This is a genomic window from Brachyspira aalborgi (assembly GCF_008016455.1).
Taxonomy (GTDB): Bacteria; Spirochaetota; Brachyspiria; order Brachyspirales; family Brachyspiraceae; genus Brachyspira; species Brachyspira aalborgi.
Window position 1 is genome coordinate 1,091,201 of record NZ_SAXU01000001.1, and the last position, 18,556, is coordinate 1,109,756.

General features: G+C 28.2%; 18 protein-coding genes. 5 read left to right on the forward strand and 13 right to left on the reverse strand.

The annotated features are described in order from the left end of the window. Positions 1–8: 8 nt before the first annotated feature. The 5 genes from EPJ79_RS04855 to EPJ79_RS11820 form a co-directional block, all read right to left on the reverse strand. Positions 9–650: a queuosine precursor transporter gene (locus tag EPJ79_RS04855; protein WP_147738646.1), complete on the reverse strand. Its 642-nt coding sequence runs from the start codon at positions 648–650 to the stop codon at positions 9–11. A 223-nt stretch (positions 651–873) separates the two neighbouring features. Beyond that, complete coding sequence (locus EPJ79_RS04860; RefSeq protein ID WP_147738647.1) at positions 874–1,857, reverse strand: hypothetical protein; 984 nt, start codon at positions 1,855–1,857, stop codon at positions 874–876. A gap of 46 nt (positions 1,858–1,903) precedes the next feature. Beyond that, complete coding sequence (locus tag EPJ79_RS04865) at positions 1,904–2,965, reverse strand: hypothetical protein (protein WP_147738648.1); 1,062 nt, start codon at positions 2,963–2,965, stop codon at positions 1,904–1,906. A gap of 81 nt (positions 2,966–3,046) precedes the next feature. Beyond that, positions 3,047–4,222 (reverse strand): hypothetical protein, encoded by a 1,176-nt coding sequence (locus EPJ79_RS04870; protein WP_147736478.1) that lies wholly within the window; start codon positions 4,220–4,222, stop codon positions 3,047–3,049. Positions 4,223–4,237: 15 nt separating this feature from the next. Then, positions 4,238–5,227 carry a hypothetical protein gene (locus EPJ79_RS11820; protein ID WP_244289070.1) on the reverse strand — a complete coding sequence of 330 codons (990 nt, stop codon included), beginning with the start codon at positions 5,225–5,227 and terminating at the stop codon, positions 4,238–4,240. A 343-nt stretch (positions 5,228–5,570) separates the two neighbouring features. Between EPJ79_RS11820 and purE the strand changes: the two genes are divergently transcribed. The 5 genes from purE to purN are packed head-to-tail and all read left to right on the forward strand — an operon-like array spanning position 5,571 to position 9,903. Then, on the forward strand, positions 5,571–6,062 hold the full coding sequence (gene purE / locus EPJ79_RS04880; RefSeq protein WP_147738649.1) for a 5-(carboxyamino)imidazole ribonucleotide mutase: 492 nt from the start codon (positions 5,571–5,573) through the stop codon (positions 6,060–6,062). Positions 6,063–6,085: 23 nt separating this feature from the next. After that, complete coding sequence (gene purC, locus EPJ79_RS04885; RefSeq protein ID WP_021957791.1) at positions 6,086–6,793, forward strand: phosphoribosylaminoimidazolesuccinocarboxamide synthase; 708 nt, start codon at positions 6,086–6,088, stop codon at positions 6,791–6,793. Between the two features lie 17 nt (positions 6,794–6,810). Beyond that, a complete protein-coding gene (gene purF / locus EPJ79_RS04890) occupies positions 6,811–8,256 on the forward strand; it encodes an amidophosphoribosyltransferase (protein WP_147738650.1) in 1,446 nt (481 codons plus the stop codon). Beyond that, complete coding sequence (gene purM / locus EPJ79_RS04895) at positions 8,253–9,296, forward strand: phosphoribosylformylglycinamidine cyclo-ligase (RefSeq protein WP_147738651.1); 1,044 nt, start codon at positions 8,253–8,255, stop codon at positions 9,294–9,296. The genes purF and purM overlap by 4 nt, the downstream gene beginning before the upstream one ends. A gap of 1 nt (position 9,297) precedes the next feature. Beyond that, complete coding sequence (purN, locus tag EPJ79_RS04900) at positions 9,298–9,903, forward strand: phosphoribosylglycinamide formyltransferase (RefSeq protein ID WP_147738652.1); 606 nt, start codon at positions 9,298–9,300, stop codon at positions 9,901–9,903. Positions 9,904–9,959: 56 nt separating this feature from the next. On the opposite strand, the gene EPJ79_RS04905 is transcribed toward purN, so the two are convergent. From EPJ79_RS04905 to EPJ79_RS04940, 8 genes are all read right to left on the reverse strand, one after another. Beyond that, positions 9,960–10,628: a leucine-rich repeat domain-containing protein gene (locus EPJ79_RS04905; RefSeq protein WP_147738653.1), complete on the reverse strand. Its 669-nt coding sequence runs from the start codon at positions 10,626–10,628 to the stop codon at positions 9,960–9,962. Beyond that, on the reverse strand, positions 10,591–11,043 hold the full coding sequence (locus tag EPJ79_RS04910; RefSeq protein WP_147738654.1) for a leucine-rich repeat domain-containing protein: 453 nt from the start codon (positions 11,041–11,043) through the stop codon (positions 10,591–10,593). The genes EPJ79_RS04905 and EPJ79_RS04910 overlap by 38 nt, the downstream gene beginning before the upstream one ends. A gap of 59 nt (positions 11,044–11,102) precedes the next feature. Beyond that, positions 11,103–12,440 (reverse strand): PD-(D/E)XK nuclease family protein, encoded by a 1,338-nt coding sequence (locus EPJ79_RS04915; RefSeq protein ID WP_147738655.1) that lies wholly within the window; start codon positions 12,438–12,440, stop codon positions 11,103–11,105. A 75-nt stretch (positions 12,441–12,515) separates the two neighbouring features. Further along, positions 12,516–13,310, reverse strand: coding sequence for a leucine-rich repeat domain-containing protein (locus EPJ79_RS04920; RefSeq protein ID WP_147738656.1), 795 nt, complete (start codon positions 13,308–13,310; stop codon positions 12,516–12,518). Positions 13,311–13,321: 11 nt separating this feature from the next. Further along, the gene (locus EPJ79_RS04925) at positions 13,322–15,982 is read right to left on the reverse strand and encodes a leucine-rich repeat domain-containing protein (protein WP_147738657.1); all 2,661 of its coding nucleotides are present in this window, start codon (positions 15,980–15,982) and stop codon (positions 13,322–13,324) included. A gap of 104 nt (positions 15,983–16,086) precedes the next feature. Further along, entirely contained in the window at positions 16,087–16,359 is a 273-nt protein-coding gene (locus EPJ79_RS04930) for a hypothetical protein (protein ID WP_147738658.1), read from the reverse strand. A 101-nt stretch (positions 16,360–16,460) separates the two neighbouring features. Next, positions 16,461–17,183 carry a leucine-rich repeat domain-containing protein gene (locus tag EPJ79_RS04935; protein WP_147738659.1) on the reverse strand — a complete coding sequence of 241 codons (723 nt, stop codon included), beginning with the start codon at positions 17,181–17,183 and terminating at the stop codon, positions 16,461–16,463. 29 nt (positions 17,184–17,212) lie between these two features. Continuing rightward, a complete protein-coding gene (locus EPJ79_RS04940) occupies positions 17,213–18,520 on the reverse strand; it encodes a PD-(D/E)XK nuclease family protein (protein ID WP_147738660.1) in 1,308 nt (435 codons plus the stop codon). Between the last annotated feature and the right edge of the window lie 36 nt (positions 18,521–18,556).

Below are 18,556 nucleotides of genomic sequence, written 5' to 3' on the forward strand. Positions count from 1 at the left end.
TTTTAATCTCAATCTTTTTCTTTAACTAAATAAATCATAGGAACGCTAATAATCGTGACAGCATATTTAACAAAGAAATTAAAAATAAATATTCCTATTAAAGCGTTAATTGGCAAAACCTTAAAAAAAGCAATCGCTACAAATAAAAAATTATCTACGGGAATACTGAAAGCGTTACTTATTAAAACTCTTAACCATTGATATTTTTTAGTTATTTTACTTACAAAAAAATGATAAATTTCCGTATCGACAAATTCCGATAAAGTAGATGCGATTATTGAAGCTATAGAAATTCTAATAACGGGACTTAAAGTCATCTTAAAAGCTTCGTTAAATTCCCAACTTGAATCCGCGGGTATTTGAGATATTATATAAAAATAAATTGGCGTAAATATATTTATAATAGACGAAACGATTATAAGTTTTTGAGTATTTTTTTTACCTATAGTTTTATGAGCCATATCTCTTATTGTAAAAGCCAAAGGATAAAGAAAGGTTCCGCCGTCAACAGCCAAACTTAAAACATTTGCGATTTTTACGCTTGATATATTTGAAATCATTTGACAAGCTATATAAGAGCAGATTATTAATATAGTCAAAAAAGATAAATTATTTTTTTCGTTATAATTATTTTCAAAATTATTTTCCATAAATTAAAAACTCTTTTATAAATATAAAACTAAAATTTAAGAAATATATTATATTAGAAAGTAAATTAAATCTACTTTATTTAATATAATTTAGAATATAGTTATTGCAAGATATTTATAAACCGAAGTTAATACAAATAAAAAGGACTTGCCATTTCTGACAAGCCCCAAGTTTGCAAAACAAATTATAAGCTTCTTAAATAAATTTAAAATTTATATTTTTTTATTTATCCCACCAATCGTAAGCTTCCGCTATAGTAAATCTAAAGTTATATCTATCTAAATAGTGAGAGTGATTAACTCTTACATTTAACTTTTCATGCCAATAGTTTTTCCATTCAACTCCCAAATAATTAGTAGGATTTTGTCCTAAGAAATATGTAGGGTCTTTTCTATAGTTGCCGTCTACTGTGCAGTAATATTCATCAACTCCAAATTCATAACTGAATGGGAATGACATATTATATCTGAAATCAATAGTCGCATAACCTACATTCATGAGTAGAACCGTCAAGTCGCCTTCGCCCCAATGATGTATCTCGCGCATAAACTCATTAAGAGGGCTATTGTCATATTTAGTATAGCCTTTTTCTCCTTTAGAGTTATCTGATTCTCTATTTAAGGTATTTCTGTAAAGTCCGCCTATAGTATAAACTGGAGGGTCTGGAACTTTTCCCGTAAAATCTATACTATATCTTACTATTACTCCGCCAAGGAATTCTTTAACTTTTATTTGATACTTATTATTATCTGTTTGATGCATATAAACTATATCCATATTCTTATCAAAATAATAATAGTTTCCGTCTCTTGGGTCGGTGCGTCTATTATCTCCGTCTCTTATAATCCATTGAGTGTTGTCGTTACTACCAGCTCTCTTTATATGCTTTCTCCAATATTCGCTCAAAGTATTGGTATCCAAATAGCTCACTGGAAGAGTATTGTCCCAAGTAACAAAAGGAGCGTATAACTCCCAATATGTGTTTTCGGGATAAGCGCATGGTCGTCCGCTAGTTCCTGGCGTTTCTGTAGGTCCAGTGCTACCAGTGCTATCGGACTTATCTGGATTTACTACAAAACCTTCGCCATTACTAGCGCTAATGTCTTGTGCTCCACCGCAGGCAACTATACCTACGATACTAAATATAGCTATCAATAGAATAACAGCTATTCGATTTGAAACTTTAATTGTTTTTAATCTTGTCATAATTAACTCCTTAATTTTTATTAAATATATTTAAATTTATATATTTTTAATACTTATGTCCTGGCAAAGCCAAGAAACTCCACCAACGACTTGCATCGGTAAATGTAGTCGTATGATTAAGCAACGGAATTATAGTTTCTGGTCTTTGAGCTAAATACAATTTTTCATCCGTCATATAAGGATAATTTTGAGCCGTAAAACCGTCAATAGGCGGAGTCGCTCCTTCGCCAACTCTATAATTTCCATAATACGCATAATAAGAATCAACTCCCAAACAATAAGTATTTCCTTCATTAGCGTAAGGATTCAAAACTAAAACCTCCATAAAATTCGTGTTATAAAACTGTCTAACAAATAGAGATGTATCCTGAGTAAATCCTCCAGCAAAAAACCAAATCATTTTGCGAGCTGCTACAAATTCATAAGCTCCATCTGTAGGTCCGCCTCCAGCATCCGCGAATAATCTTCTAGCTTCGTTTACATTTATAGCCATTTTATAAATAGCGCCAACCGTATATTCTCCCGTATGATGTATTACATCCTGATGAGTAACGCCCGCGTCAGGCTCCGTTCTCTCCTTTACGGTTCTATAATCTACTATAACAGCTCCGACAAATGTTTTAATTAAGTGTTCTTTTGCATAATAGGTTTTATCTCCGCCTTTATAAACTATATCTCCGTTATCTTTAAAGTAATAATAATCGTATCTTGACTGACTTCCATGCTGTTTTTGAAAATTATTCATATCTCTATCATTTGCTCTATTTCTAATGGCGAATACTTTTCCATCGCTTCTTCCTTTTCTCTGAATTTGGTCGAGCCATAATTGTTTTAATTTATTAGTATCTTTATAATTTACAGTATGATAACCGCTTCCTTTAGAATAAGGAACGAATATTCTATAGTATTCTGTAGCGTCAAATGGTAATTCAGGCGCAACATAACCGCTATTAGTATAAGTAAAATTCGATACAATATCACCATTTTGGTCTAACAATCCTGTCTTCTGCGAATAAGAAACTTTCATAGGCTGATTATCGCAAGAAGCCATTAACATAGACATAATACATATAACGATAATCAAAAATAAATAAATCGATTTTCTCATTTTTAATTTCCCCCTCAATTCGAGTTATAACCTAATTATGAAGCAATCCATTTTGTAGATTGCCTCATAACTATAAATCTATTAATATTTTTCCCCAGGCATTACCAAATAGGACCACCAGCGGCTTGCATCCGTATAAGTAGTCGTATGACTAAGTAATGGAACTATCCACTCTGGTCTTTTACCCAAATATAATTTTTCATCCGTCATATAATGGATATTTTCCTCCGTAAATCCGCTTACAGGCATCTCTCCTTCTCCGCTTCTATAATCTCCATAATAAGCGTAATAACCGTCTAATCCCATGCAATTTTCATTTCCTTCGTTAGCATAAGGATTTAAAACGAGAACCTCTATAAAGTCTGTAGAATAAAATTGTCTTATAAACATGCCTTTATCTTCTTGAATTCCATTATACCAAAACCATACTTGTTTACGCGCCGCAATAAAATCGTAAACTCCGTCTAAAGCGCCTCCGCTTGCATCGGCAAATCTTTCTCTAGCATCGTTTACATCAATAGCCATTTTATAAATACCGCCTACAGTATATTCGCCCGTATTAATTATTTGGTCTAATCCTCTTTTTGGAAGCTGACTCGTTCTTTTCTGCACAGTTCTATAATCTACTATAGTAGCGCCGACAAATTTTTTCACTAAAATCTCTTTATTTTTATCTATCTTATCTCCGCCTTTATAATATATATCGCCGTTATCCGCAAAATAGTAATAATCTTGTCTTCCTTCGTGAGACTTTTGGAAATTCATATTCTCATACCATTGTCCTCTATCATTCGCTCTATTTCTAATGGCGAATACTTTGCCATCTCCCGCACCTTTTCTCTGAATTTGGTCGAGCCATAATTGTTTTAATTTGTCCATATCTCTATAACTTACTGTAGCATAGTCGTTTCCATTTCCAGAATAAGGAACGCGAAGCCTGTAATAATCGGTAGGACTTTCAGGCAAATTTGGAAGAAAATAATTAGTCTCATATACAATATGGTAAACTGTAGTCGAACCATCCGTATTAGTTTTAATTATTGTAGCTCCAATTTTTTCATTAGTAGCCCAAATCGGAATATCATTAGTAAACCATGCGCTATTGGTATAACTCAATGAATTAGTTACCAAATTTCCGTTTGCATCCAACAATCCCGTTTGAGATAAACTTTCAATATTATCCTTGTCAGAACAAGAAATCGCTAAAAGTGCCATCGTAATAGTGGCGATTAAGAATGAATAAACTGTTTTTATCATTTTTATCCTCCGTTTTTAATATTTATGTCCAGGCAAAGCCAAGAAACTCCACCAACGACTTGCATCAGTAAATGTAGTCGTGCGATTCAACAATGGAATTATATGTTCAGGTCTCTCGCCCAAATATACCTTTTCATCTGTCATAGGAGCTAATCCGCGCGGGCTATCGTATGCATAATACGCATCAACTCCCAAACAATGTTCATTTCCTTCATTAGCATAAGGATTCAAAACAAGAACTTCAATAAATGTATCGTTATGATAATATCTTTTAAACAATACAGATTTTGCGACAAATGCATCGCGATAGGTATATAGTTTTCTACGAGCCGCTATGAATTCATAAGTTCCGTCCGTAGGCGCTCCGCTTTCATCTGCAAATCTAGCTTGCGCTTGCCCTTCTGACATTCCCATTTTATAAATAGCTCCGATAGTAAACTCTCCCGTATTGTATATTTCATCATCCGACCAGTTTGCCGTTTGATAAACTCTTTTATGCACTCTTCTATAATCGACTATAACAGCTCCGACAAATCTCTTTATTAAAATTGAGCCTGTTGTATTAGTTTTATCTCCACCTTTGTAATATATATCGCCATTATCCGCGAAATAGTAATAATCTTCTCTTCCATTATGAGAGTTTTGAAAATTATTCATATCTCTATCATTCGCTCTATTTCTAATAGCGAATACTTTTCCATCGTTTTCGCCTTTTCTTTGAATTTGGGCGAACCATATTTTGTTTAATCTGTTGGTGTCTTTATAGCTTACATTAAAATAACCGTTCATTCCTCCAGCGTAAGGAACATAAATGTTGTAATAATCTAAAACATTATATGTGGTGTTCGCTGTATCATTTGTCTTATATACCGTATTTGTTTCGTATTTAATTATTGTTTCCGATTGCGATAACCTTACTGGATTTTCATTGCTTGTGCAAGAAATCACGCTAATAGCCGCCGCCATAATAACGGCAATTAAAGACAAATAAATTACTTTTTTCATTTTATCCTCCTTCAAAAAGAACTAAATTTTTTTTTATTTAACAGTAATTATAAAAAACATTTATCCTCACTGTCTATCCTTAATTAACAATTTTTTAATAAAAGTCAAGAAAAAAATTCTATTTATTTAAAAAAAATTTACAAAAAATAAAATTATGAAGTAGTTTGATATAGTAAAATATCATTATAAGACATATCCTCAACAAAGCCAAGCTATCGATTTTTTACCGTAATTGTAAGCTATTAATGAAGCAATTCTAAATCAATTATTAAATCTATTGATTAAAAAAAATAATATAATATAATAACTACTCTAATATTTAATATCAAAAAAAGAGTAGTATATGAAAAAAGTCGGAATAATAATTGGAAGCGATAGCGATTTGCCAATAATAGAAAAAGCTATTGATATATTAAAAGATTTTTCTATTCCTTTTGAAGTTCATATATATTCCGCTCATAGAACGCCCGAAAAAGCGATTGAATTTTCAAAAAATGCCGAAAAAAACGGTTTTGGAGTTATAATAGCGGCTGCTGGAATGGCGGCTCATCTTGCGGGAGTTATTGCTGCAAATACTATTCTTCCCGTTATAGGAATTCCTTGCAAATCTCAAAATTTGGAAGGAATTGACGCTCTTTTATCAACCGTTCAAATGCCTTCGGGAATTCCTGTCGCTACAGTTGCGATAAACGGAGGAGTTAATGCGGCTTTGCTTTCAATAGAAATTTTAGCCGTTAATGATAAAGAATTATCTAAAAAATTAAAAGAAAAAAGAATTAAAGACAGCGAAGCAGTTCTTAAAAAAGACATTGCTATAAATGAAAAATTTCAATAAAAAATTATAAAGGAGTTTATAAAATGACAAAAGGAAAACAACTTTACGAAGGCAAAGCGAAAAAAATATTTGAAACCGATAAACCAGAAATTTTACTCGTTTCATATAAGGATGACGCCACCGCTTTTAATGGAATAAAAAAAGGAACTATATTAGGAAAAGGAATAATAAATAATAAAGTTACAAATTATATGATGCGACTTCTTGAAAAAGCGGGAATTCCTACGCATTATATTGAAGAAATTTCAGAGAGAGAAACTTTAGTTAAAAAGGTTTCGATAATTCCGCTTGAAGTTATTATTAGAAATGTTTCGGCTGGCTCTTTTGCAAAAAATTACGGAGTGGAAGAGGGAATAATTTTTGACGAACCGACAATAGAATTTTCTTATAAAAACGATAATCTCGGCGACCCTTTAATCAATTCCTATCATGCAATCGCTTTGAAACTTGCAACAAAAGAAGAAATTGAAATTATAAAAAAATACGCTTTCAAAATAAACGAAGAGATGAAAAAATTTTTTATTTCAATAAATGTAAAACTCATTGATTTTAAACTTGAATTTGGAAAACTTGCAGATAATAAAATAGTTCTTGCCGATGAAATCTCTCCCGATACATGTCGTTTTTGGGATGCGACTACAAACGAAAAACTTGATAAAGATAGATTTCGTAGAGATTTGGGAAATGTAGAAGGCGCTTATAAAGAAATGATGAAAAGAATACTCGGATAATTTTTTGGAGAAATTATATGTCTGAAATAAGAGAAGAATGCGGAGTTTTTGGAATTTATAGCCCTAAAAAAGAAAATTTATCTCAAATCGTATATTTCGGATTATTTTCTTTGCAACATAGAGGACAAGAATCTTGCGGAATAGCCGTTAATAACGAAGGAATTTTTAGCTCTTATAAAGATTTAGGATTGGTAAACGATGTTATAACTCCTAGCGTTATTGATAAACTTGGCGAAGGAAATATTGCGGTTGGACATGTTCGATACGGCACTACGGGAGGAAACGAAAGAAGCAACGCTCAACCTATAGTTGTAAATCATATAAAAGGAAGTATGGCTTTAGCTCATAACGGAAATCTTATAAACTCTTACGAATTGCGTTCTGAATTTGAAGCGAAAGGCTCTATTTTTCACACGACTTCGGATACGGAAGTAATAGCTCATACGATTATAGAAGAAAGATTAAAAGCGGATACTATAGAAGAAGCGGTTTGCGAGGCTATGAATAGAATAAAAGGCGCTTATTCAATGGTAATAATGTCGCCTCAAAAACTTATAGCTGCAAGAGACGAAAACGGTTTTAGACCTCTTTGTTATGGAAAAACTGCAAACGGAGAATATGTAGTAGCTTCTGAAAGTTGTTCTTTAGATTCTGTCGGAGCGGAGTTTATAAGAGATATAGAAAAAGGAGAGATTGTAGTTTTTGGTAAGGACGGAATAACTTCTATAAAAAAACATTGTAATAAAGCGAAACAAACTTTATGCGTTTTTGAATATATTTATTTTGCGCGTCCCGATTCTATAATAGACGGAAAAAATGTTTATGAGGCGAGAATTAAAGCGGGAGAGATACTTGCAAAAGAGAATCCTGTAAATGCAGATATTGTAGTCGGAGTTCCCGATTCTGGATTGGATGCGGCTTTAGGATATTCAAAAGCTTCGGGAATACCTTACGGAATAGGATTAATAAAAAATAAATATATCGGAAGAACTTTTATACATCCCGAAGTAAAGAGTCGTATGGATAGAGTTAAAATAAAATTAAATCCTATGGCAAATGTCGTTAAAGGAAAAAGAGTTATTCTTATAGACGATTCTATAGTTAGAGGAACGACAAGCGGAAGAATAGTTAAACTTTTAAGAGAAGCGGGAGCTATTGAAGTGCATATGAGAGTTTCGGCGCCGCCTTTTGTAAACCCTTGCTATTATGGAATCGATATAGATTCAAAAGATAATTTAATCGCTTGCAAATATATGATTGAAGAGATAGCAAAAAAAATCGGAGCGGATACTCTTGGATATTTAAGTTTGGAAGGAGTTAAAAAAATAGGTTATGTCAATGAAAAAAGCGGATTCTGTATAGCTTGTTTTGACGGAAATTATCCTACAAAAATTCCAACCGAAAAATTTAAAAATCGTTTTGAAAGAAAGATAAATAATATAGACGAGGAAAAATCAAAATGAATAATTCCAAATCCGATATTTACGCGAAAGCGGGAGTCGATATAACGGCGGGATATAAATCTGTAGAGCTTATAAAAAAGCATATAGCTAAAACTAATATTAAAGGCGTTATTTCAAGTATCGGAGGATTCGGCGGATTATTTGAACTTGATTTAAAAGGAATAAAGAAACCCATTTTGGTAAGCGGAACTGACGGAGTTGGGACAAAATTAAAGATAGCGTTTTCAATGAATAAACATGACACTATAGGAATAGACTGCGTTGCTATGTGCGTAAACGATATAATATGCGTTGGAGCGAAACCTCTTATATTTTTAGATTATATTGCTTGCGGAAAAAATTATCCCGAAAAAATTTCTGAAATAGTAAAAGGAATAGCAAAAGGATGCGTTCAATCTAATTGCGCTTTGATAGGCGGAGAAACTGCTGAGATGCCCGATTTTTACGCTAAAGACGAATACGATTTGGCGGGATATTCTACGGGAATAGTTGACAAATCAAAAATAATAAATAATAGTTTGATAAAAAAAGGAGATATTATAATCGCTTTATCTTCGAGCGGAATTCATTCAAATGGATTTTCGCTTGTTAGAAAAATTTTAAATATTGATAATTCAAATATAAATAATGTAGTTAAAGAACTTGGGAAAAAATCTATTGGCGAGATATTATTAACGCCGACAAAAATTTATGTTAAACCGATTTTAAAATTATTAAAAAAAATTAAAGTAAAAGGAATATCGCATATAACGGGCGGCGGTTTTTACGAGAATATTCCAAGATGCATTCCAAACGGACTTTGCGCAGAGATAGAAAAAAATAAAATTAAAATTTTGCCAATATTTAAATATATTCAAAAAATTGGAAATATAGAAGAGCGAGATATGTTTAATACTTTTAATATGGGAGTCGGAATGTGCATAATCGTTTCAAAAAAAGACGCTGAAAAAACTATTGAAATTTTAAGCTCCTGCAAAGAGGACGCTTATATTATTGGCAAAATAATTGAGAATAAAGAAAAAATTATTTTTAAGGAATGATATGAATAAAAAAATAAGAATCGCCGTATTGGTTTCGGGAAACGGAACTAATTTGCAATCTTTAATAAACGCTCAAAAAAATAAAATAATAAAAAGCGGAAAAATAGAATTGGTTATTTCAAATAATTCTAACGCTTTCGCTTTGAAACGAGCCGAAAAATCAAAAATTCCTTTTGAAATTATTTCTAAAAAAGAATGCAAGAAAATAGAGGAATTTGAAAGAAAATTAAAAGAAATTTTGAAATCTTATAAAATCGAGCTTATAGTTTTGGCGGGATTTATGTCGGTTTTGTCTAAAAATTTTGTAAAAGATTATCCTAAAAAAATTATCAATATTCACCCTTCGCTTATTCCTTCTTTTTGCGGAAAAAATTTTTACGGAATAAAAGTTCATGAAGAAGCTATAAAAAGAGGAGTTAAAATTACGGGTGCTACAACGCATTTTGTAAACGAAATTGTTGACGGCGGAGAGATTATAATGCAAAAAGCCGTTAAAGTTTTAGATAACGATACGGCGGAAAAATTGCAAAAAAGAGTTATGGAATCTGCCGAATGGATTATACTTCCAAAGACTGTGGAAAAAGTTTGTAAAAGCCTTATTTTATAATTATTTTTAAAATAAATTGATATTTATAAAAAATTTAAAAAGCAATTTGAAAAAAATTATCCTTTCTTTGTTTTATTTATATTTTTCTTTATTTTATTTTTGGCTTTTTCAATTTTATATTCTCTTCCAACCGATTTATAAATGAATCCCAATTTTTTTATTTCTATAAATTTAAGTTTTTCAAAATTAAGAATTTCGTTAGGCAATTCTTTTGCATATCCGTCCCAAATTATATCAATTCTTTCAAGATTAACCAAATTTTTAATTTCTTTTGGTAGTTCTTTTAAGTTTGCGCTTTTAATATGAAGGCTTTTAAGATTAATTAAATTTCCTATTTCTCTTGGAAGCTCTTTCATTTTATAACATTCTATTGTTAAATGTATTAATTTAGTAAAATTTGCAAGCTCTTTTGGAAATTCCTTTAAGCTATAAGATGAATATATCTTAAAATATTCAAGGTTAATTAAATTCCCAAACTCTTTAGGAAATTTTTTTAAATTACTTTCCCATAAAGTGAAATATTTTAGTTTTTTTAAATTTCCTATTTCATGAGGCAATTCTTTTAAATTTTCGCAAGCTATTTCTATATCTTCAAGTTTTGAAAAATTGCATATTTCTTTAGGCAGTTTTACTAATTTATCGCAACTTATTATAAGACTTTTAAGGTTAACAAAATTGGCAATTTCATTAGGAAGTTTTTCTAAATTTTCGCTTCTTAATTTCAAATTCTTTAAGATTAGTAAGATTAAATAATTCTTTCGGAAGTTCGTTTAATTTTTTACAACTTATTTCAAGTTTTTTAAGGTTAGTTAACTTCCCAATTTCTTTTGGCAATTTCTTTAATTTGCAACCGCGAAAACCTCCGATAGTAAGCTCTTCAAGATTAATTAAATTTCCAATATCTTTTGGCAACACTTTTAAGTTTATGGATTTTATATATAGTTCTTTAAGATTTACAAGTTTAAAAATTTCATTTGGAATATAAGAAAAATTTTTTTCCGCTCTAGATAATTCGCCAAGCGTAAGTTCTTTAATATCCAATAGCTTATTTTTATCTTTGGTTTTCAATTCTTTAATATCATATTTTTTAGCCCATTTGTTTAATTTTTCAATATCTTTTTTGGTTAAATTGTTTTGCATTTTAATTTATCCTGTTTAATAAAATTATTTATATATTTTGAAAATTAAAGAATTATAATTTATGCATTATCTAATTTTATATTATCTCTTAAAAATTCATATAATTCAATTATCTTATCGGCTATATCTTCAGCTTCATCTTTTTTAGTAGTATCAATAAATTTGAGATAAACCCAACTACTTCCATATTCTGAACTTTCACCTTCTATACAATTATTAAGGATTTTAGTAATTTTATTTTTAATTTTATCAATATATTTTAATTGATTAATAATATCAGGTTTTTCAGAAAAAACGCTTATGCATAAATGATAATCGAGACGCTGGTCTAATATTATATGAATATCATTATTTTTTCCTATTGGAATATCTATATTTAAAGAATATGAATCTCCAGAAGAAAACCTATAACTAACAAGTTCTTTAGATATAATATTAGCATAAATGCCTTTATTTGTTTTATATTCTTCCACAATTTTTCTTATATATGAATAATATTCTATATCTCTCGATACAAGATTAAGTCTTTTATTTGAAATTACTTTTTGGGCATTTTCCAATAACTCGTAAAATTTATTTAATTTATCAAAACTATCTTTTATTGGTTCGCCCTCGTTTATTAATGATTTAAGATTTAAAAAATCTTCAGTTATTTTTTGTTCCACTTTATTTTCCTCCGTTTCTTTACTTATAAATTTTTCGTTATCTCTTATTTGAATTAAAGCCGAATAAATCGACTGATATTTTTGTTCTTTTAAGAATTCGTATTCTTTATTATTTAAAATTTTATCTTCAATCCAATTTGACATATCGTCATGCGATAAATAATATATTTTATTTTCTTTTTCTAAATCTGAAATTAATTTTTTATCAATACTAAATTCTGACGGTTTATAACCGTATCGGGTTAAATAAACTACAAATATATTATCTTTAATAATTTTATTTTCATTAATTCTATTACTATAATAATCTTGCAATTGGTTTGGTTGGTCGCCAGCTCCAATTTTATTTTCAATTATTATTTCAAAATTATCGGACTGTATAAATAAATCCATTCTACGCTTACTTTCGATTGAAGGATGCTCTTCGCTATAAACACTTATATTGGAAGAATTAATATTTACGCTATCGTTTCCTAATTTTTCTTTAATAATATATTCCGAAAAATCTTTTGCAAAATTTATTTCTTTATTATCATATTTAAATTTTATTTTAAGAATATTATATAATAGCGAACTATTTGAAACTTCATAATATGTATTGCCCAAAATATTTATTATATTAACTATAGGAATTAATTTTTCTTTTGCCTCGTTTATACTTTCAAATATTTTGTCTCTATTTTCAATAATATTTTTTAATAAATTAAGAGTTTGATTTTCTACTTCTGTCATAAAAATTCCTCCTATTTTTATATTATACTTATATTTTAAATTGTCAATTATTTATATTAAATATTTAAATTTTATTTATTTAAAAATTTTACTTAAACTTAACCTTTTAATTCTAAATCTTTTAAATTTAGTTAAATTTTCAATTTCTTTTGGTAGATTTTTTATTTTATTACAATGACTTATCTCTAAATCTTTTAATTTAACTAAATTTATAATCTCTTTTGGAAATTCTTTTAAGTTATCTCCACGATTTATTTCTAAACGCTCAAGCCTAACTAAATTTACAATTTCTTTAGGAAATTTTGTTAAATTATTTAGCCATAAAGTAAAATCTTTAAGTTTTTTTAAATTTCCTATCTCTTTAGGCAATACTTTTAAACTTTTAGAACCTATAAGAATATATTCAAGTTTGATAAAATTACCAATTTCTTTTGGCAGTCTATCTAATTTATCGCACCTTATTGTAAGTCTTTTAAGTTTAGTCAAATTTCCAATGTCTTTAGGCAATTCTTCTAAATTATTGCAGTTTATTAATAATTCTTTAAGATTAGTGAGATTGCATATTTCTTTAGGTAATTCTTTTAATTTGTGGCAACTTATTTCAAGCCTTTTAAGATTAGTCAAATTTCCAATTTCTTTTGGTAGTTTTTTAATTGTGCCTCCGACAATATAATCTCCAATAATAAGCTCTTCAAGATTAATCAAATTTTCTATCTCTTTAGGCAATACTTTTAAATTTCTCGAAAATATATAGAGTTTTTTAATATTTAATAATTTATTTCTATCTTTTGTTTGCAATTCTTTAATATCATATTTTTTAGCCCAATTATATAAATTATTAATTTCTTTTTTTGTTAAATTATTTTGCATTTTATTTCTCCTTAAAAATTCCACCAGCATTTAATTTTAGATTCTCTAATCAGATTGCCTATTTTTTTCGGAGTTTTCTTCAAGTTAGCGCAATATTGCATATCCAATTTTTCAAGTTTAGTCAAATTAATAATTTCTTTTGGTATCTCTTTTATTCCGTTTCCATGTAAATCAATCCGTTCAAGTTTAGGCATGCTTAATATTTCTTTAGGAAATTCTTTTAACTTATCGCTTCTTATATCGATTCCTTTAATTATTTTCAAATTTTCTATCTCTTTAGGAAGTCTTTCTAAATTAGAACAGTCTAATCCAAGACTGCGAAGTTTAGTAAAATTTCCTATACTTTTTGGCAATTCTTTTAAAACTTCAGAATCCATACTAAAATATTCCATTTTTAATAAATTGCCTATTTCTTCTGGAAGTTCTTTTAATTTATCGCAATACATTCTAACGCTATTAAGATTAATCAAGTTTCCAATCTCATGCGGTAATTCTTCTAAACTATCGCAATCTATTTCAAATCTTTTAAGATTAACCAAATCGCCAATTTCTTTGGGCAACTCTTTTAAGTTGGAAGAGAAAATATCAAATTCTTTGAGACTAATTAATTTCCCAATCTCTTTTGGTATTATTTTTAAATTTGAATTTTCGTTGAACGAATACTTTCCTAAACTAAATATTTTAAGATTGGCTAAATTTCCAATCTCGTTTGGTAAGTCTTTTAAATTTTCGCAATGTATATCAAGTTCTTGAAGGTTAGTTAAATTTCCAATTTCTTCAGGAATTTTTTCTAATTTCTCACACCATTCTATATTAAGTTTTTCGAGATTAACTAAATCGCCGATTTCTTTGGGGATATATTTCAAGTTTTTACAATGGTATATATTAAGATTTTTGAGTTTAGTTAAACCATTAATTTCTTTTGGAATATATTTTAAGTTTGCGCACCATATATTAAGAGTCTCGAGATTAATTAAACATTTAATTTCTTTTGGAATATTTTTTAATTTATTTAGAGCTATTTCTAATTCTTTAAGATTGATTAAATTTCCTATTTCTTTGGGAATATGTTTTAAGCTTTCGCACCAACTTATCTGAAGTTTTTCAAGATTAATTAAATCGAATAACTCTTTTGGAAGTTTCTTTGATTTGCGACAACAAATTGATAAATTTTTAAGATTGATTAATTTATATATATTTTTTGGCAAATATTTCATATTATCGCATGATATATGAAGTTCCTCAAGTTTTGTCAAATTAGATATTTCATTTGGCAATTCCGTTAAACTAGCTCGCCATATATTAAAATTTTTAAGATTAACTAAATTTTTTATATCTTTTGGAATTTCCGTTATTTCACAATTTATTTCAAGGTTTTCGAGATTTGGCAAATAAAATATTTCTTTAGGCAATTCTTTTAAACCTTTGCATCGCACTATTTTAAGAGTTTTAAGATTTTTTAAATTTCCAATTTCTTTAGGAATTCCGTTAAAATCTTCAAATTCGCTATCTATTTCTAAATATTCGAGATTAATTAAATTTCCGATTTCTTTAGGCAAACATTTTAAAATTTCAACGGCTATAGAAAGTTTTTTTAAGTTAATTAAGTTTTCTATTTCTGCTGGCAATTCTTTCATGTATCCGTTATCGCCATACATCTCTAGAGTCCTTAATTTAGATAGTTTTAATATTTCTTTTTGGAATTCAAATCCATCAAAATCAAATATTTCTAATTCGATATTTTTTATATTGTCTAAATCGTTTATTTTTTTATAATAACCTTTAAACTTATTAAAATAGATTAAACGAATATTTTCAAGATTTTTTAAGTTAAATATTTCTTTAGGAAATTCTATTAACTCCTCGCAATATATAAAATTAAGAGTTTTAAGTTTTGTTAAATTGCTTATTCCATCGGTAAATTCTGCCAAAGAATAGCAGTCTATATTAAGAGTTTCAAGATTAACCAAGTTGAAAATTTCTTTTGGCAGAGTTTTTATATCGGAAAATTCTATCGTAAGTTTTTTAAGATTAATTAATTTTTCAATATCTTTAGGAAATTCTTCCAAAGAATAGCAGTCTATATAAAAACTCTCGAGATTTGTAAGTTTGAAAATTTCGTTTGGCAAATAATCTATTTCATCAGAAACTATTTTAAGTTCTTTAATATCCAATATAATACTCAATATTTTTTCTTCTGTATCCAAATCTTCAATATTATACTTTTTCGCCCATTTGCATAAATTGTCGATTTCTTTTTTGGTTAAATTATTTATCATTTTATTTTCTACCATTTCTAATTTTTTTATCTCTCTACGAACTGACTTTGGCAACCCATCCATTGCTCTGAATTCCTCAAATATAGCGCCTTGTATGCTCATGCTGGCATAAATTTCAAATTTTATATCGCTTTCGTTGTTTGGGTTATATCTATCTATCGCTTCCAAAAGTCCGAAAGAACCTAAATATACTAAATCCTCATAATCCAAATTCTTAAAGCGTCCTTTTCCAATATTTCCTTTAATCTTATTAGCCGTATCTTCCAACAAATATTTATATTTAGTAATCAATGCTTCTCTTATTTGCGGAGATAAAGTTTTTTTATATTCTATCCAATATTCTTTTTCGTTTTCGTTAGTAATAATAATTTTATTTATATTATTGTTTTTCACTTTACTTTTCCTTTTATTTAATAAAAATTGTTTATATTAATTATAACATATAACTAGTATTATATAATGATACTAGTTATTTATATATTTTAAAAATTATAAAATTATTTTCTCATAAATTTTTTATACCATAAAGCTAATTCTTCATTGTTTAATAATTCTTTTTTAGTATAAAAGAAATGAATTTTGCCATCGCATTGCCAAGTCCACCAACCTTCTCCGTCTCTTTTATGCATTTGCAAAACGGTATTGTCGTCATAGTATTTCAAAATTAATCTATCTTTACGGCGAAAACATCTATTATAAGCTATTTTATCTTTTTTAGATGTATTGCCGCATACCCAATGAATAGGATTTTTTCTATAACTTTTTGACATAATAAACCCTTTATAATTTTAAACCCGCTTAATATTAATTAAACGAAGGGTATTATAAAAACTAAAATTAAATAGCCTATATTTATAATATATGCCATTTTTTAATCTTTTTTTTCTTTTATCACAATTTTTAATTCTACATCCTTATTTTCATTATTAGGACTATCGACAATATACTTTAATAGTTCCTTATTATTATTATTTTTAATATCAAATTCAACTTTAAATTCTGATAAATTCCATATCTCTTTAGGAAGCTCTTTTAAGTTAGAACATTTTATTTCTAACTTTTCAAGATTATTTAAATTCCCAATTTCTTTTGGAAGTTCATTTAAGTTGGGGCATGTTATATATAAATTTGTAAGATTATTTAAATTCCCAATCTCTTTAGGAAGTTCATTTAAGTTAGGGCATTCTATTTCTAACCTTCCAAGATTATTTAAATTCCCTATTTCTTTAGGAAGCTCTTTTAAGTTAGGACGTGTTATATGTAAATATTCAAGATTATTTAAATTCCCTATTTCTTTTGGAAGCTCTTTTAAGTTAGGACATCTTATTGTCAAACCTTCAAGATTATTTAAATTCCCTATTTCTTTAGGCAATTCAGTCAAGTCTTCTACCTCTATTCCGAGAAATTTAAGCCGATTAAGTTTAAAAACTTCCTTCGGAAGAGAATTTCTAGCAGCAATACCAGTAAGGTTTAAAATATCCTCTTTACTTTCTATATTTTCTTCATACACATAACGAGAATTTTGCTTTTCTTCAAGTTTTGTAGCCCAAAAATATAAATTATTAACATCTTCAAGCGTTAAATTATTTGCCATTTTATTTCTCCTGTTTTTAAGTTTAAATTTTATTGAGTTATTTTTTCTTTTAATAAATTATATAAATCAATTATTTTCTGTCCTATTTCTTCGGGTTTGTCTTTTTCAATATCTATATATAAAGTATAAATATATCCTCTATCTTCGTCTTCTTTATATTTATTGCTATCTTTACCAAGTATTTTTCCTATTTCGGTTTTAATCGGCTCTTCTCTTAACTTATTTGCAATGTTATTATTCGCAATTATATTTATAAATAAATGATAATCAACGATATAAATATTCTGTTCTAAAGTTATGCATAAATCCAAGTAGCCTATTATTGAAATAAGTATATTCCTTGACCATATACCGTTAAATTGTCCTTTAATACCTTCTTCATTATATAAGAGAGCGCCTTTCATATAATCTTCGCCTTTATCAGATTGAACTTTTTTAATAAATTCGCTTACCTTCGATGAATATTTTATATTGCCAGATATAAGCTCGAATTTTTTATCTATAATTACTCTTTGAGCATTTTCTAACAATTCATAAAATTTGTTTAATTTATCAAAGCTATCCTTTATCGTTTCTTCCTTATTTAATAAATTTTCAAAATATTTATTCTCTTCAAAAAAATTTTTAATTTTTTCTTTTTTCATGTTGTTCTCCTCGTTTGGATTAGTTATAATTTTTTCGTTATCTCTTATTTGAATTAATGCGGAATAAATCGATTGATATTTTTTATCGAATTTCAAAAACTCGTATTTATTTAAAATATCGTTTTCAATCCATTCGGCTATATCGCCGTGTGATAAATAATATATTTTATCTTTTAACTCTTCTTTTGTTTCTTTTGATATGCTATATTCTGACGCTTCATATTTCCATCTGGTTAAGTAAACTAAAAATATTTCTTTTTCTCCGTTATATCTATCGTTATAATAATCTAATAATTGATTTTCTTGGTCGCCCGCATTTATTTTGTTTTCAATTATTATTTCAAATTTATCGAATACGATTAATATGTCAATTCTTCTGCCGTCTTTAGTTTGAAATTCTCTATATACATTTTTAAATTTAGCGTTTTTAATTTTATCTTTATATTCATCGCCAACAATATATAAAGAAAAATCTTTTGCAAAATTTATTTCTTTATTATCATATTTAAATTTTATTTTAAGAATATTATGAAGTAAAGAACTATTTTTTACTTCGTCATAGGCGCAACCTAAAATATTTATTATATTAACCGTTGGAATAATTCTTTTCTTTGCCTCTTCAATATCTTTTTCAATTTTTTCTTTGTTTTCAATTAAACTTTTTAGCAAATCGATTTGTTTATCTTCTGCCATATAGCATACCTCCTTTATTAGATTTTAAACATTTGT

What these genes read in the sequence shown, in the direction of transcription:
- EPJ79_RS04910 (WP_147738654.1), bottom strand. Translation starts at nt 11,043, where the DNA reads ATGCAAAACAATTTAACCAAAAAAGATATTGAAAAATTAAACAAATGG.
- EPJ79_RS04920 (WP_147738656.1), bottom strand. Translation starts at nt 13,310, where the DNA reads ATGCAAAATAATTTAACAAAAAAAGAAATTAATAATTTATATAATTGG.
- purN (WP_147738652.1), top strand. Translation starts at nt 9,298, where the DNA reads ATGAATAAAAAAATAAGAATCGCCGTATTGGTTTCGGGAAACGGAACT.
- purM (WP_147738651.1), top strand. Translation starts at nt 8,253, where the DNA reads ATGAATAATTCCAAATCCGATATTTACGCGAAAGCGGGAGTCGATATA.
- EPJ79_RS04860 (WP_147738647.1), bottom strand. Translation starts at nt 1,857, where the DNA reads ATGACAAGATTAAAAACAATTAAAGTTTCAAATCGAATAGCTGTTATT.
- EPJ79_RS04935 (WP_147738659.1), bottom strand. Translation starts at nt 17,183, where the DNA reads ATGGCAAATAATTTAACGCTTGAAGATGTTAATAATTTATATTTTTGG.
- EPJ79_RS11820 (WP_244289070.1), bottom strand. Translation starts at nt 5,227, where the DNA reads ATGAAAAAAGTAATTTATTTGTCTTTAATTGCCGTTATTATGGCGGCG.
- EPJ79_RS04930 (WP_147738658.1), bottom strand. Translation starts at nt 16,359, where the DNA reads ATGTCAAAAAGTTATAGAAAAAATCCTATTCATTGGGTATGCGGCAAT.
- purE (WP_147738649.1), top strand. Translation starts at nt 5,571, where the DNA reads ATGAAAAAAGTCGGAATAATAATTGGAAGCGATAGCGATTTGCCAATA.
- purC (WP_021957791.1), top strand. Translation starts at nt 6,086, where the DNA reads ATGACAAAAGGAAAACAACTTTACGAAGGCAAAGCGAAAAAAATATTT.
- EPJ79_RS04940 (WP_147738660.1), bottom strand. Translation starts at nt 18,520, where the DNA reads ATGGCAGAAGATAAACAAATCGATTTGCTAAAAAGTTTAATTGAAAAC.
- EPJ79_RS04915 (WP_147738655.1), bottom strand. Translation starts at nt 12,440, where the DNA reads ATGACAGAAGTAGAAAATCAAACTCTTAATTTATTAAAAAATATTATT.
- EPJ79_RS04855 (WP_147738646.1), bottom strand. Translation starts at nt 650, where the DNA reads ATGGAAAATAATTTTGAAAATAATTATAACGAAAAAAATAATTTATCT.
- EPJ79_RS04865 (WP_147738648.1), bottom strand. Translation starts at nt 2,965, where the DNA reads ATGAGAAAATCGATTTATTTATTTTTGATTATCGTTATATGTATTATG.
- purF (WP_147738650.1), top strand. Translation starts at nt 6,811, where the DNA reads ATGTCTGAAATAAGAGAAGAATGCGGAGTTTTTGGAATTTATAGCCCT.
- EPJ79_RS04870 (WP_147736478.1), bottom strand. Translation starts at nt 4,222, where the DNA reads ATGATAAAAACAGTTTATTCATTCTTAATCGCCACTATTACGATGGCA.